11 protein-coding genes are annotated in these 14611 nt (G+C 71.9%); 7 read left to right on the forward strand and 4 right to left on the reverse strand.

What is annotated here, in order from left to right; all coding sequences use genetic code 11:
• Positions 1–100: 100 nt before the first annotated feature.
• The gene (locus Q9S36_RS12165; RefSeq protein WP_311285361.1) at positions 101–1264 is read right to left on the reverse strand and encodes a mechanosensitive ion channel family protein; all 1164 of its coding nucleotides are present in this window, start codon (positions 1262–1264) and stop codon (positions 101–103) included.
• Positions 1265–1351: 87 nt separating this feature from the next.
• Complete coding sequence (gene aspS, locus Q9S36_RS12170) at positions 1352–2692, reverse strand: aspartate--tRNA(Asn) ligase (RefSeq protein WP_311285362.1); 1341 nt, start codon at positions 2690–2692, stop codon at positions 1352–1354.
• Positions 2693–2803: 111 nt separating this feature from the next.
• Between aspS and Q9S36_RS12175 the strand changes: the two genes are divergently transcribed.
• Genes Q9S36_RS12175 through Q9S36_RS12205 form a run of 7 tightly spaced genes read left to right on the forward strand, consistent with a single transcriptional unit; the run spans position 2804 to position 9206 of the window.
• Positions 2804–3484, forward strand: a complete 681-nt coding sequence (locus Q9S36_RS12175; RefSeq protein WP_311285363.1) for a DedA family protein — start codon at positions 2804–2806, stop codon at positions 3482–3484.
• Between the two features lie 24 nt (positions 3485–3508).
• The gene (locus tag Q9S36_RS12180) at positions 3509–4138 is read left to right on the forward strand and encodes a histidine phosphatase family protein (protein ID WP_311285364.1); all 630 of its coding nucleotides are present in this window, start codon (positions 3509–3511) and stop codon (positions 4136–4138) included.
• Positions 4135–4734, forward strand: a complete 600-nt coding sequence (locus tag Q9S36_RS12185; protein ID WP_311285365.1) for a TlpA disulfide reductase family protein — start codon at positions 4135–4137, stop codon at positions 4732–4734. Before Q9S36_RS12180 ends, Q9S36_RS12185 begins: the two co-directional genes overlap by 4 nt.
• Positions 4731–5546, forward strand: a complete 816-nt coding sequence (locus Q9S36_RS12190; RefSeq protein WP_311285366.1) for a cytochrome c biogenesis protein CcdA — start codon at positions 4731–4733, stop codon at positions 5544–5546. The genes Q9S36_RS12185 and Q9S36_RS12190 overlap by 4 nt, the downstream gene beginning before the upstream one ends.
• Positions 5527–7275 carry a cytochrome c biogenesis protein ResB gene (locus Q9S36_RS12195; protein ID WP_311285367.1) on the forward strand — a complete coding sequence of 583 codons (1749 nt, stop codon included), beginning with the start codon at positions 5527–5529 and terminating at the stop codon, positions 7273–7275. Before Q9S36_RS12190 ends, Q9S36_RS12195 begins: the two co-directional genes overlap by 20 nt.
• A gap of 27 nt (positions 7276–7302) precedes the next feature.
• Complete coding sequence (gene ccsB / locus Q9S36_RS12200) at positions 7303–8331, forward strand: c-type cytochrome biogenesis protein CcsB (protein WP_253035512.1); 1029 nt, start codon at positions 7303–7305, stop codon at positions 8329–8331.
• A gap of 5 nt (positions 8332–8336) precedes the next feature.
• On the forward strand, positions 8337–9206 hold the full coding sequence (locus Q9S36_RS12205; RefSeq protein ID WP_311285368.1) for a metal-dependent hydrolase: 870 nt from the start codon (positions 8337–8339) through the stop codon (positions 9204–9206).
• A 229-nt stretch (positions 9207–9435) separates the two neighbouring features.
• Here Q9S36_RS12205 and Q9S36_RS12210 read toward each other — a convergent pair whose 3' ends face one another.
• Both Q9S36_RS12210 and Q9S36_RS12215 read right to left on the reverse strand, forming a co-directional pair.
• Entirely contained in the window at positions 9436–11739 is a 2304-nt protein-coding gene (locus Q9S36_RS12210) for a YhgE/Pip domain-containing protein (protein WP_311285369.1), read from the reverse strand.
• Entirely contained in the window at positions 11736–14606 is a 2871-nt protein-coding gene (locus Q9S36_RS12215) for an MMPL family transporter (protein WP_311285370.1), read from the reverse strand. The genes Q9S36_RS12210 and Q9S36_RS12215 overlap by 4 nt, the downstream gene beginning before the upstream one ends.
• Positions 14607–14611 lie beyond the last annotated feature (5 nt).

The following is a 14611-nucleotide window of genomic DNA, read 5'->3' on the forward strand; positions in this document are numbered from 1 at the left end:
GCGCGGCGCACGGGGGGACGAGGGGAAGCTACGACCGCCGGATGGATGGCGGGCCCACGGCGGATGAACGAACGGTGACGCCCGGGCAACGGATGCCCGCTCAGCGCTCCGCGTCGGACTCGCGGACGATCTGGATCGCGTTCGTGAAGGTCGACGCGCGGCGCTCGGCCTCGACGCTGCCGGTGAAGAGGCCGTCGTGGGGGCGTGCCGCGGGGTCGTCGGCCGGTGCCGCACCGGCGGCATCCGTCATCCGCACCCGCTGCACGGGCACGGCGTCGGGCAGGGTGCGCTGCACCCAGGTGACCATCGCCTCGCGGACCAGGCAGCGCAGGTCGAAGAGCGTCGGAGCGTCTTTCGCCGTCACGAGGATGCGGACGCGCACGTAGCCGGCGACCGCGTCGGTCACCTGCAGCACGGCCGTGCGCCCGTCCCAGAGCTCGGTCGCCGCCACGACCTCCTGCAGGTGCTCCCGCATCCGGTCGGGGGAGACGTTCCAGTCGAGGTCCATCTCGACGGCGCCGAGGAGCTCCGAGCCCCTCCGGGTCCAGTTCTCGAACGGGGTCGTCGTGAAGTAGGTGCACGGCAGGACGAGGCGGCGGTCGTCCCACAGATCGAGCACGACGTAGCTGAGGGTGATCTCGCCCACGCGCCCCCACTCGCCGTCGGCGACGACGACGTCGTCGACACGCAGCGCATCGCTGAAGACGATCTGCAGCCCCGCGAAGACGTTCGCGAGGACGGACTGTGCGGCGAGGCCCGCGACGATCGACGCGATCCCTGCCGACGCGAGCACACTCGCCCCGATCGCCCGGACCGCGTCGAAGGTCAGAAGGACCGCCCCGATGCCCATGATGACGATGATTGCGATGGCGAGGCGTCGCACGACGAGGGTCTGGGTGCGGATGCGGCGGGCCACCCGGTTGTCGGGCACATCGATGCGGTAGCGGCCGAGCGCGACGTCGGTGGCGACCACGACGAGCGAGGCCAGCAGCCACGCGCTCGCCGCGATGATGAGGATCGTGAGGAGCTGATCCAGGATGCCGCGCCACGTGTCATCGGGGAACGCCGCACGCACGGCGGCCCAGAGGGCGACGACGAGCAGCAGCATCCGGAACGGTGCCCGGGACTGCCGGCTCAGGACCCCCGCCCACCGGCGACGGCGCGCGACGATCGCCAGCACGATCGTCGCGACGACGGCGACGACGATCCCGACCGCGATCCCGACGAGGGTCGCGATCGCGAAGTCCATCCATCCATCCCACATGCAGCTGATCCTTCCATCGGGGAATCAGCCACGATACGACGAGCGCCCGGCCGAAGCCGAGCGCTTGCCGAACGTGCGGGTCTCGCCTTACGGCGCCAGACGGGTGGGTCCGCGGAAGAGGTAGGTGACCTCGCGGATCGAGTCCTGCCCGAGCAGCAGCATGAGGACACGGGCCAGGCCCATGCCGAAGCCGCCGTGGGGCGGGGCGCCGAAGCGGAAGAAGTCGAGGTAGAAGTCGAGGTGCTCGGGGTCGAGACCCTTCTCCTTCGCCTGCTCGATGAGGACGTCGACGCGGTGCTCGCGCTGCGCGCCGGTCGTGATCTCGACGCCGTTGAAGAGCAGGTCGTACGACTTCGTCAGCCCGGTCTCGTCGTCGCGCATGTGGTAGAACGCGCGGATCTCGGGGTGGTAGTCGGTGATGAACACGAACTGGTGACCGTAGGTCTCCTGCACGTGCGCGGCGATCTGACGCTCGCCCTCGGGGTCGAGGTCGCCGTCGGTGCGGGGGATGTCGTAGCCGCGGGCCGCGACGATCTCGCGCGCCTCGGCGAGCGGGATGCGGGGGAACGGCAGCTCGGGGACGACCACGTCGATGTCGAAAAGGGCCTTGATCTCGTCGCCATGCTTCTCGGCGACGGCGCGGATCGCGGTCTGCAGGAGCTCCTCCTGCATGCGCGCGACGTCCTCGTGCGAGTCGATCCAGCTGATCTCGGCGTCGATCGAGGTGAACTCGGTCGCGTGGCGCGAGGTGAAGGAGGGGTCGGCGCGGAACGCGGGGGCGATCTCGAAGATCTTGCCGAAGCCGGCGACCTGGGCCATCTGCTTGAAGAACTGCGGGCTCTGCGCGAGGTAGGCCGTCTTCTCCTCGAAGTAGGGAACCTCGAACAGCTCGGCGTTGGACTCCGAGGGCGACGCCATGAGCTTGGGGGAGTGGACCTCGATGTAGTCGCGCTCGATCCAGTACGAGCGCATCGCGTGCTCGAGGGTCGTCTGCACCCGGAACACCAGGTTGTTGCGGCGCTGGCGCAGGTCGATGAAGCGCCAGTCCATGCGCTTGTCGAGACCCGAGTCGGCCGCGATCGGCGTCTCGGGGAGGGCGGCGGCCGCGATCTCGAGTCCGCTGATCTTGATCTCGACACCGCCGAGCTTGACCCGCTCGTCGTGCTTGAGCTCGCCCGTCGCGGTCAGGAAGGTGCCGGTCGACAGGTTCGAGATCAGGTCGGTGAGCGCCAGGGCCGCGGCATCCTGCTCCGTGCCGTCCTCGGCCGGACGGGTCGCGGGGTTCACGAGCTGCACCGCGCCGGTTTCGTCGCGGAGGATGACGAACTGCACCTTCTTCTGATCACGGACGGTCTCGACCCATCCGGAGACCGAGACGGGACCGTCTTCACGGGACTGCAGCTGCTGGACGAGGGTGCGTTCACTCACGAGGGACGAGTCTACGCGGCACCCAGCCGGCGCCCATGCCCGCCCGCTTAAGCTGGAGCACCACAGGGGGCCCGGCCGGGCATCCGATCACCGAGCGCGAGAGAGCACCCGATGACCGACATGTTCCACGCCGCGTCCGCCTCCGGCTCCGGCGGCGGCTCCTGGCTCTCCGCGCTGGCCGACTGGCTCGTGACGCTGATGGAGACGATCGGTCCGATCGGCGCGGCGATCGCGGTCGGTCTCGAGAGCCTGTTCCCGCCGATCCCGAGCGAAGCGGTGCTGCCGGTCGCCGGTCTCGCCGCGTCGCGCGGCTCGTTCACCCTCGCCGAGGCGATCGGCTGGACCACGTTCGGATCGGTCGCCGGCGCCTACCTCCTGTATGGGCTCGGCCGCGTGCTCGGCGCCGAGCGCCTCACGCGCGTCGCCGAGAAGATGCCGCTCATGAAGGGCGAGGACGTCACGAAGACGGTCGCCTGGTTCGACCGTCACGGGTCCGCGGCCGTGTTCTTCGGCCGGATGGTGCCCCTCTTCCGCAGCCTCATCTCGATCCCGGCGGGCGTCTCGAAGATGCGCTGGTGGAAGTTCGGCCTCCTCACCGCGGCGGGCAGCCTCATCTGGAACTCGATCTTCGTGCTCGCAGGCTTCTTCCTCGGCGAGAACTGGCACATCGTCGAGCAGTACGCGGGGGTGTTCCAGAACATCGTCATCGTCGTCGTCGTCCTGCTGGTGGCGTGGTTCCTGTTCGTCCGCATCCGCGCCGCCGTGCGCGACCGGCGCTCAGGCCCTGCATAGGAGGGCCGCACGTAGACTGGAGGGGTGCCCGCCGCCCGCCTCCATCTCGTGCGCCACGGGGAGGTCCATAACCCCGAGCGCGTGCTGTACGGACGCCTCCCGGGTTTCCATCTGAGCGACGACGGCCGCGACATGGCACGCTTCGCGGCCGAGCACCTGAAGGCGCAGGGGCGACCGGTGAAGTCGCTCGTGTCCTCGCCCCTCGAACGGGCACGCGAGTCCGCGGCGCCGATCGCGGAGCTGTTCGGCCTCACGCCCGTCATCGACGCCCGCGTCCTCGAGCCGACGAACGTCTTCGAGGGCGAGCGGATGCAGCGTGCCCTGCGCAACCCGCTCAACTGGTGGCACCTGCGCACCCCCGCCCTCCCCAGCTGGGGCGAGGCCTACCTCGACGTGGTCGAGCGCATGCAGGCCGCGATGCGCGACGCGTGGAACCGGACCCCGTCGGGCGACGCCGTCATCGTCTCGCACCAGCTGCCGATCTGGATCACGCACCTCTCGGTCGCGGGCCTGCCGCTGCGGCACGACCCGCGCCGACGCCGGTGCGACCTGTCGAGCATCACGAGCTTCGAGCTCGCGGGCGACGTGTGGCGCGAGGTCGACTACGTCGAGCCCGCCCCGACCACGGGCGCCGTGGACGTGGGGGCCGTATGAGGCGCCGCATCCTCGCCGCCGTCGCGGCGATCGCGCTCACCGCGGGCCTCGCCGCCTGCTCGGGGCAGAACGATGACCTCGCGAACCTCTACCGCGAAGGCAACACACAGGGTTTCATCTCCAGCGACGGGCGGGTCGAGACGATCCCCGCCGACAAGCGCGGCGAGGCGCTCTCGTTCTCGGGGACCGCCGTCGACGGGTCGACGATCTCGAGCGACGACTTCGCGGGCGACGTCGTCGTGCTGAACTTCTGGTACGCCGCCTGCGGCCCCTGCCGCGCCGAGGCGCCCGTCCTCGAGGAGACGTTCCAGGACACGAAGGCCGACGGCGCCCAGTTCCTCGGCGTCAACATCTACGACGGCCCCGAGCAGGCCACGTCGTTCGACGAGACCTACGGCATCACCTACCCGTCGATCCTCGCCCGCGGCGACGTCGACCTGAAGCTCGCGTTCGCCGACTGGACCTCGCTGCAGGCGGCCCCGACGACCCTCGTCGTCGACCGCGAGGGGCGCGTGGCCGCGCGCCTGTTCGGCCAGCTGCCGGATGCCACGACCCTCCGCGACCTCGTCGAGGACACCCTGGCGGAGGAGCAGTGAACCCCGGCGCGGTCGTCGCGGACGGGGCGCTCTGGATCGCGATCCCGATCGCCGCGCTCGCCGGTCTGGTCTCGTTCCTCTCGCCCTGCGTCCTCCCGCTCGTCCCCGGCTATCTCGGCTTCCTCGGCGGCGCGATGACCCCGAAGGAGGGACGACGGATGCCGGTGGCCCGGGCCGCGGCATCCGGCACCGGCGTCGCCACGGCGACCGCGGCACCCGCCCGTCCCGCCGTCGGACGCGGCCGACTCGTCGTCGGCGTGCTGCTGTTCATCGCCGGGTTCACCGTCGTGTTCCTGTCGATGGGGGTGTTCGCGGGAAGCCTCGGGCGCCTCTTCCTGCAGTACGAAGAGGTCATCACGCGGGTGCTCGGCGCCGTGGTGATCGTCATGGGCCTGATCTTCGTGGGAGTGTTCGGACTCGCGCAGCGCACCTACCGTCCGCCGCTCACGCAGAACCTCGGACTCGTCGGGGCGCCGCTGCTCGGGGTGGCGATGGGCGTCGGCTGGGCGCCGTGCATCGGCCCGACCCTCGCGACGATCCTGAGCATGGCCTACAGCCAGGCCGATCCGACGCGCGCGGGTCTGCTCGCCGTCGCGTACTCGCTGGGCCTCGGCATCCCCTTCGTCCTGCTCGCCCTCGGTGCGTCGTGGGCGACGCGGTCGGTCGCGTTCATCCGCCGCCACATCCGCGTCGTCAACATCATCGGCGGTGCGATGCTCGTCCTCCTCGGCCTCCTCATGGTGACGGGGATCTGGACGACCCTGATGGCCTCGTTCCAGGGGGTGGTGGCCGGTGTCCCGACGTTCCTCTGACCCGCGCGCCGACGTCGTCGACGGCCCGCTCCGACCGGGCGACCACCTCGACCGCACCGAGGACCGCCTCGACCCCGCCGTGCGCGGGCGCGAGGAGTCCGACGGCATCACCCAGCCCGCGCTGGGTTTCGTCGGGTGGCTCCGGTGGGGCTGGCGTCAACTGACGAGCATGCGGACGGCCCTCGTCCTCCTGCTGCTGCTCGCGATCGCCGCAATCCCCGGATCGCTCGTGCCCCAGCGCAGCGCCGACCCGAACGGCGTCACGCAGTGGCGCGCCACGAACCCCGATCTGTACCCGACGTTCGACGCGCTGCAGCTGTTCGACGTGTACATTTCGGTGTGGTTCTCGGCGATCTACATCCTGCTGTTCATCTCGCTGATCGGATGCGTCCTCCCGCGCACGAAGCACCACTGGAAGGCGCTGCGGGCCCGCCCGCCGCGGACCCCCGTGCGGCTCTCGCGGCTCGCCGACCACAGCGAGACGACGGTCGCGGTGCCCGAGGGAAAGGATGCCGCGGGGCACGCCGCGCACGCCGTCGACCTCGCCGAGGCGCAGCTGCGCTCGGCCCGCTACCGCGTCGAGCGCTACGACCGGAACGGCGTCGCCTCGGTCTCGGCCGAGCGCGGCTACCTGCGCGAGACGGGCAACCTGATCTTCCACGGCGCCCTCGTCGGCGTGCTCCTGTCCGTCGGCATCGGCGGCGGCTTCACCTACACGGGGCAGACCGTGATCACCGAGGGCGACGGCTTTGTCAACTCGCTCGGCCTCGGCTACACGTCGTTCAACCCCGGCCGGTTCGTCGACACCGAGGCGCTGACGCCGTACTCGATCACCCTCGATCGGTTCGACGTGACCTACGCGCCCGGCTCGGGGCAGGCGGGCGACTTCGCCGCCCACGTCACGACCCGCTTCCCGGGTCAGGACCCCGAAGACCAGGTGATCGAGGTGAACCACCCGATCACGATGGCTGGCGACCGGGTCTACCTCATGGGCAACGGCTACGCGCCGACGATCACGGTGCGCAACGGCACCGGCGACGTCGTGTTCAGCGAGTCGGTCCCGTTCCTGCCGCAGAGCGCGACGATGACCTCGCAGGGCGTCGTGAAGATCCCCGACACGGGCGGCGAGCAGCTCGGCATGGTCGGCTTCTTCTACCCGACGGTCGCCGAGCTCGACACCGGTGCGCTGACGTCGGCGTACGGCGACCTCCTCGACCCGCGGCTGACCTTCTTCGTGTACGAGGGTGACCTCGGCATCGACGACGGCACGCCGCGCTCGGTGTACGCGCTCGACACCAACGGCATGACCGAGATCGCGGGCCGCAACGCCGACGCCCCCTCGCTCGAGCTCTCACCCGGGCAGACGATCGACCTGCCCGGCGGCCGCGGCACGGTGACCTTCGAGGATGAGCGCAGCGCCGGCGCACCCGAGTCGGTCAAGCGGTACGTCTCGCTGTCGATCAACAACGACTCGAGCGCCACGTGGGTGCTCGTGTTCGCGATCCTCGCCATGCTCGGGCTGTTCACGGCGCTGTTCGTGCCGCGCCGCCGGATGTGGGTGAAGGCGACCCCGGTCGGCGACGACGAGGTGCGCATCGAGTACGCGGGCTTGGCCCGCGGCGAGGACCCGGCCATCGCCGTCGCGGTCGCCGACCTCGCCCGCCGCCACGGCACCGCGTTGGGTGAGCAACCGGCATCCGCCCCGGTCAGCCCGGCGAACGTAGACTGAAACCACCCATCTCCTCTGGAGGACCCCATGTCGTTCGATGACATCTCCGTCCTGCTGTTGTGGACCGCGATCGCGATCTACACGCTCGGCTTCCTCGCCTTCACCGTCGACCTCGCGCGCCGGTCCGAGCTCGCGATCGCCGCCCAGGACGCCAAGGCCAAGACGCAGGCGCGCACGCTCGTCGCCGCCGGCGGCGGGCAGACGATCGACGAGATCCGCGCGGAGGAGGCCGCCGCGAAGATCGCGCTCGAGGCCGCGCCGTCGCAGCGCGGACGCTACCTGTTCGCGCGACTGGGTGTCGTGCTCACCACGATCGCGTGGCTGTTCCACCTCGGCGCCGACGTGACGCGCGGCATCGCGGCGGGCCGGGTGCCGTGGTCGAACAACTACGAGTTCGCCCTTACCGGCACGCTCCTCGTCGTCGCCGTCTTCCTCACGGTGCTCGTCAGGTACGACCTGCGCTTCCTCGGCGCGTTCATCAACGGCCTCATCGTCGTCCTCCTCGGCGGCGCCGCCCTCGCGTACTACGTCGAGGTCGTGCCGCTGTCCGACCCGCTCAAGAGCGTCTGGCTCGTCATCCACGTCTTCGTCGCGTCGCTGGCGTCGGCGTTCTTCGCGATCGCGTTCGCGCTCTCGGTCGTGCAGTTGCTGCAGTCGCGCCGCGAGCGCCTCGCGCTGGCCGCGGTGGGGTCGGATGCCGCGCCCCGCACCCGCCTGCCGTTCCTGCGCACCCTGCCGAGCGCCGACGTCCTCGAATCCCTCGCCTACCGCTTCGCGATCATCGGGTTCGTGCTCTGGACCTTCACCCTCATCGCCGGCGCCATCTGGGCCAATGACGCGTGGGGCCGCTACTGGGGCTTCGACACGAAGGAGGTCTGGACCTTCGTGATCTGGGTCGTCTACGCCGGGTACATCCACGCCCGCGCGACGCGCGGCTGGCGCGGCACCCGGTCGGCGTGGCTGTCGATCGTGGGCTTCACGTCGGTGCTGTTCAACTTCACGATCGTGAACCAGTTCTTCAAGGGCCTGCACTCCTACAGCGGCCTGTCCAGCTGAGCCTCGTGACGCAGATCCCCGCCACCGTCGTGACCTACCCCGACGGGGACGTCACCGGAACGGCGACCGTCGTGCACGCGGTGCTACTCGCCGACGGGCGGACGGGCATCGTCCTCGATCGCACTCCGTTCCACCCCGTCGACACCGCCTGGCCCGATCAGCCCGCCGACGTCGGCGTGCTGCGAAGCTCGTCCGGCGAGTTTCCCGTCGTCACCGCCCTGACCGGGGGAGTCCGCGAGGGCGACCTCGTCATCGGTTCGGACCTCCCGGTGCGCATGGGCGCCGAGGGCTGGACGTTCGTCGTCGTCCACGTCGTCGACGCGCCTGCCCCCGCCGTCGGCGAGAGCGTAGAGGCGTACGTCGATCCCGAGCTGCGCGCTGCGCTGTCCGCCGGGCACACCGCCTGCCACCTGGCATCCCTCGCCCTCGACGCCGCCCTCGCGGATGCGTGGACGAAGGAGGTTCCGACGGATGCCGCGGGTCACCCCGCGTTCGACATGCTCGCGATCCAGACGTCCCGCATCACGGCGTACGGCTCGACCGACGTCTACCGCATCGGCAAGTCGCTGCGCCGGAAGGGCTTCGACCCCGCTGCGCTCGACGACCTGCGCGCCGTCGAGGAGCGCGCGAACGCGACGCTCGCCGGCTGGGCCGAGACGCCCGGAGCCATCGGCGTCCATCGCGAGGATCGCACCCTCGCCGGTCGGCGCACGTGGCGCTGCGAGCTGCCCGAAGGCGCCGTCGAGCTGCCGTGCGGCGGCACGCACCTGACCTCGCTCGCCGAGGTCGAGGCCATCACGGTCGCCCTGGCCTCGGCCGAGGTCCCCGGTGGCGTCGAGCTGACGATGACCACCGGCATCCGCCTCGCCCACTGACCCGCGCGGTCGTCCCGCGCCCCGCGCCCGCGCCCGCGCCCCGCGCCCGCGCTCCGCGCGCTCGAGCCGGCCTGTGCGCCGAATCACCACTCGAGCGCCGAATCACCACCGGCCTGCCCGCAATCCGGTGGTGATTCGGCAGCCGGTTGGTGATTCGGCGGATGTGAGCGAGGAGGCTCGCAGTCGCAGTGGCAGTGGCAGTGGCAGGCGCGCGGGCCGGCGGCGCCGCTCAGGCGGGCTGGGCGAGCACCGCGCGGGCGGACGTGGAGCGGTGCCGCGTGACGGCCAGCACGCTCGCGGCGATCGCGAGCACCGTCCAGACGACGAGGGCGATCGCGGCGGGGGCGCCGCCCCCGGCATCCGTCAATGCGGCCAGCATCGCCGTGTAGGCGGGGGCCGTCGGCAGGAGCCCGGCCACGTCGAGGAGCGTGCCCGGAACGGTGGAGACGATGCCCGTCGCAACCGCAAGGACACCCACGAGCACCGAGACCCAGCGCCCGATGCCGCCGAGGAGGGCGACCAGCGCGTGGTTCACCGCGGCGAACGCGACACCGGCGAGCACGCACATCGCCGCGAACAGCGCCCACGCGCCGAGCTCGTACCCGGCGGCGAGCTGGACGACACCCGCGACGAGCAGGCCCTGCAGCGCGCCGACCGCGGCGCCCGGAGCGAGCGCGCGGAGCGCCAGGGCCGCGGACGACCGCCGCGACGAGAGCGCCGTGCGCGGGATCGCCTGCAGCACGACGAAGGACGCGAGGCCGCCGAACCAGAGGGCGAGCGTCGCGAGGAGCGGGACGGCCGAGGCCCCGAACAGCGACGTGCCGGTGCCGTCGGCGACGACGGGCTCGGCCACGACCGCGGCGAGGTCCTTCGCCTGCGCATCGGTGTACGAGGGCACACCGTCGACTGCCTGGTCGAGGCCGCCGGCGAGGTCACCGGTGCCGTCGGCGAGCTTGCCGACGCCGGTCGACAGCTCGCCGGCCCCGGTCGCCAGCGCGCCGACGCCGTCGGCGAGCTGGTCCGTTCCGTCGGCGGCGGTCCCCGCGCCGCTGGCGAGGGCCTGAGCCCCGGTCGACAGCTGCCCCGCGCCCGAAGCGAGCTGGTCTGCGCCGCCCGCCAGCTGGTCGGCGCCGCCCGCGAGCTGGCGCACACCCGTCGCGGCTTGCCCTGCCCCGTCGGCGAGCCCGGCGGCTCCGGTGGACAGTTGGCCCGCCCCGCCGGCGAGCTGATCGGCGCCGTCGGCGAGCTGCCCCATCCCGGTCGCGAGCTGCTGGGCCGCGGCGGCGGAGGTCTGCAGCCCCTGCGTCAGGGTCGGTCCGAAGTTCGCGAGGGTGTCGATGTCCTTCGCGAGCTGCTCCGCGTCGCCGACGGTGGCCTGCAGGCCGGGGAGCGCCGTCGTCGCCTGGGCCGCGGCATCCGTCAGCGAATCGCACAACTCGGCCCCCGCTACCGCGGGATCGCAGGCCTCGGCGGCGGCCGAGATCGCCTCGACGGCGGCCGTGACCGCCTCGCGGTTCTGCGCGCCGTCGGCGGTGAGCGCCTTGATCCCGTCGACGATGCCGCTCGGGACCGCGGGGATGGCCGCGGTCTGCTCGGCCGCCTTCGTGAGCCCGTCGGCGAGTTCCTGCGTGCCGGAGGCGATCGGCCGCGCACCGGCGGCCCACTCGTCGAGGCCCGTCGAGGTCTTCGCCGCGCCGTCCGCGAGCTGGTCGGCGCCGTCCGCGAGCCGGTCGATGCCGTCCGCCGCGGTACCGGCCCCGTCGGCGAGGCCGCGGGCGCCGTCGGCGATGCCGCTCGCGCCGGTGGAGAGCGCCCCCGCGCCCGACGCGATGCCGGACGCGCCGGACGACAGCTGCCGCACGCCGTCGGCGAGCGAGTAGCCGCCGTCGGCCGCGGTCGTCGCGCCGTCGGCGAGCTGCGCGGCACCGTCGGCGGCGCTCGTCGCGCCGTCGGCGAGCTGGGTCGCACCGTCGGCGGCCTTGCCGAGCTGCTCGTTCAGGGTGGTGAAGCCGAGGAACACGTTCTCGAGGTAGGTCGTGGTCAGCTGTTCGCCGAGGACGGATGCCGCGGTGCTCGTCACCTGGTTGGTGATGGCGTCGTCGACGATGCGCGCGTCGGGGGAGGGCGTCAGCTCGATCGTCGCGCGCTCGGGCGTGCCGCCGGGGGCGGTCGAGGTGGCGGCGGCCGAAAAGTTCTCCGGGATGGTGACGATCGCGTCGTACGTGCCGTCCTCGAGGCCCTCCGTGGCGTCGTCCTCGTTGGAGATCGTCCACGTCAGGTTGCTGTCGAGGTCGTCGGAGCCTTCGACGAGTCCGGCCGTCAGGAGGCGCCCGAGGGGTGTCGTCTGCCCGTTCACCTCCACCGGCTCGTCGTTGTTGACGATGGCGGTGTTCATCGCGTCGAGCCGCTCGGTCGGGTTGTAGAGCGCCGCGACGAGGATGCCGCCGATCACGGCCGGCAGCAGGAGCACGCCGAGCAGCGTGAGCCACGAGACGGGCCGTCGGGTCTGTGCGCGTTCGAGGGGGAGAGTCATGAGGGGATCACCTGGGTGTCGGCGTCGGTCGTGCGGAGGGTGGGGGCGGTGAGGCGCAGGAGCTCGGGCCTCGGCCGGTAGGCGTCGCCGAGGAGGGCCCGCGCCGCGTCGAGGTCGCGCGCCGAGGCGACGATCGTCAGCGCACCGGCCTTCGCGGCGACCGCGTTGGCGGCGTCGCGGAGGAGCGCGGCGGCCTGATCGCGGGATGCCCCGGTCAGGGTGTCGAGCCCGGCGATCACGACGAAGCGCGCGCGCCCGGCGAGGGCGCTGCGCAGCTCGCTGAGAGGGGCGTCGGCGCCGGCGAGGTCGGCGACCGAGACGTGGGCGCGGACCCACGGCGCGCGCCCGGGCAGCAGGTGCCCGGAGACCCGGAGGAGCCCGGACGCCGGCTCGATGCGCCCGGCGACGGTCAGCAGGAACGCCCGCGAGACGTGCGGGTCGTCGGCGGTCACGAGGAGCGTGCCGCCGTCGTCGAGCCGGACGCTCGCGCCGGAGAACAGCGTGAGGTCGGTGTCGGCGGTCTCGGCGCGGACCTCGAGGTCGTCGGCCGCCAGCGCGCCGCGGTAGTCCGGCTCGGGCCAGTCGGCGTGGCTGCGCTCGTGCTCGACCGCCTCGCCCTCGATGTCGACCTTGGGCAGCAGGCGTTCGAGCCAGCGCGGCATCCACCACGCCTTCTCGCCCAGCAGGGCCATGACGGCGGGGGTGAGGGTCATGCGCACGAGGAAGGCGTCGACGGCGATGCCGACGGCGAGCCCGAGCGCGATCGGTTTGATCGAGCTGTCGCCTTCGGGGACGAACGCCGCGAAGACGGCGAACATGATGACGGCCGCGGCCACGACGACGCGCGCCGAGGCGGTGAAGCCGGAGCGGACGGCGGCGACGGCGGTCGCGCGGTCGGCGCGGCCCCCGCGGGCGCGCGCGGCGTGGACGAAGTCCTCCCGCATGCGCGAGACGAGGAAGACCTCGTAGTCCATCGCGAGGCCGAACAGCACGCCCATGAGGATGATCGGCATGAAGCTGATGACGGGGCCCGTCCGCGTGACGTGGAGGAGGTCGGCGAGCCAGCCCCACTCGAACACCGCGGCGACCGCGCCGAAGGCGGCGAGGATCGACAGCAGGTAGCCCAGGGTCGCCTTGAGCGGCACCCAGATGGACCGGAAGACGATCATCAGGAGGATGAAGGAGAGGCCGACGACGAAGATCCCGAAGGGCAGCAGGGCCGCGCCCAGACGATCGGAGACGTCGATGCCGACGGCGGTGTAGCCGGTCACCTTGAGGTCGACGCCGTACTCCTTCTCCCACTCGTCGTGGTGAGACCGCAGTTCGCGCACGAGGTCGGCGGTCGCGGGATCGTCGGGAGCCGTCGTCGGCACGATCTGGATGAGGCCCGTGTCGGCGGTCTCGTTCGGCGTGGCGAGCGCGACCCGCTCGACGCCGGGGATCGCCTCGACCTCCTTCTTGAGGTCTTCCATGAGGCCGAGCGGATCGGTGGAGGTCACGATCGTCCCGGTCATGACGAGGGGGCCGTTCGACCCCGCGCCGAAGTACTCCGCGTTCAGGTCGTAGGCCTGACGCGCCTGGCTCGACGGCGGCTGCACGCCTGCGTTGGGCAGGGCGAGGTGCAGGCTCGCGGACGGGATCGCCATCACGCCGAGTCCGACGATGACGGCGACCGTCGCAATGATCGGATGCCGCGTCACGAGCATCACCCAGCGGTTGGGCGGCATGACGGCGGGGGCCGCGGGCGCGGCATCCGTCGTGTCGGCCTCGGCCTCGGCCTCGGCCTCGTCGGCCTCCTTCTTGCGGCGTCGCGTCGGGACGCCGCGCTGCAGCATCCGTCCGCCCCAGCCGACGACGCGCCCCTTCGCGAAACCGAGCAGGGCGGGCGTCAGGCTGACGGCGACGGTGACCGCGACGGCGACGGCGACGGCGGCGGCGATGCCCATGGTCGACAGGAACGGAATGCCGGCGATGCTGAGGCCCACGAGGGCGATCATGACCGTCACGCCGGCGAACACGACCGCCGAGCCCGCGGTGCCCACGGCACGGGCGGCGGACTCCTCGGGGTCCATGCCCGCGCGCACCTGATCCTGGTGTCGCGACACGATGAACAGCGCGTAGTCGATGCCCACTGCGAGCCCCAGCATCACGGCGAGCATGGGGGTGGTCGACGAGATCGTCGTGACCGCGGTCGACACGAAGATGAGAGCGATCGCGAGGGCGACGCCGATGAGCGCGCTGACGAGCGGGAACCAGGCGACGGCGAACGAGCGGAACGTCACGATGAGGACGAAGAGCGCGACGAGCACACCGATCACCTCGACGATCGAGAGGGCGGGGATGGACGCCGCGAACAGGTCGCCGCCGAGCGCCGACTGCGCCCCGGCGGGCAGCTGGTCGTGGAAGTCGGCCGCGGCCTTCTCGACCGCGGCGATCGTCGCGTCGGACACCTCGGTCGCCTGACCGTCGAACTGCATCTGGATGAGCGCCGCGCGGGCGTCGTCGGAGACGAGGCCGTCGACCATCTCGTCGAACGGCGAGGTCGCCGAAGTGACACCGTCGATGTCGCCGAGCGTCGTCACCAGGTCGTCGATCTCTCCCCGGAGCGGCTGGTCCTCGACGGTCTCGCCCTCGGGTGCGACGACGATGAGCTGCGCGCTCGCGCCGCTCGCCTGCGGGAACGTGCGGTTCAGCAGCTCGAGACCCTGCTGCGCCTCGGTGCCCGGGATCGAGAAGGAGTTGTCGGTGCTCTTGGCGAAGAGGGCGACGCCGCCGCCGACGATCCCGAGCAGGACGAGCCACGCGATGAGCACGCGCCACGAGTGGCGGTAGGCCCATCGGCCGAGGGTGAAGAGGATGGTGGACACGGGCG

The sequence above is a fragment of the Microbacterium sp. ARD31 genome (assembly GCF_031844425.1).

What these genes read in the sequence shown, in the direction of transcription:
- Q9S36_RS12175 (WP_311285363.1), top strand. Translation starts at nt 2,804, where the DNA reads ATGACCGACATGTTCCACGCCGCGTCCGCCTCCGGCTCCGGCGGCGGC.
- Q9S36_RS12210 (WP_311285369.1), bottom strand. Translation starts at nt 11,739, where the DNA reads ATGACTCTCCCCCTCGAACGCGCACAGACCCGACGGCCCGTCTCGTGG.
- ccsB (WP_253035512.1), top strand. Translation starts at nt 7,303, where the DNA reads ATGTCGTTCGATGACATCTCCGTCCTGCTGTTGTGGACCGCGATCGCG.
- Q9S36_RS12165 (WP_311285361.1), bottom strand. Translation starts at nt 1,264, where the DNA reads ATGTGGGATGGATGGATGGACTTCGCGATCGCGACCCTCGTCGGGATC.
- Q9S36_RS12185 (WP_311285365.1), top strand. Translation starts at nt 4,135, where the DNA reads ATGAGGCGCCGCATCCTCGCCGCCGTCGCGGCGATCGCGCTCACCGCG.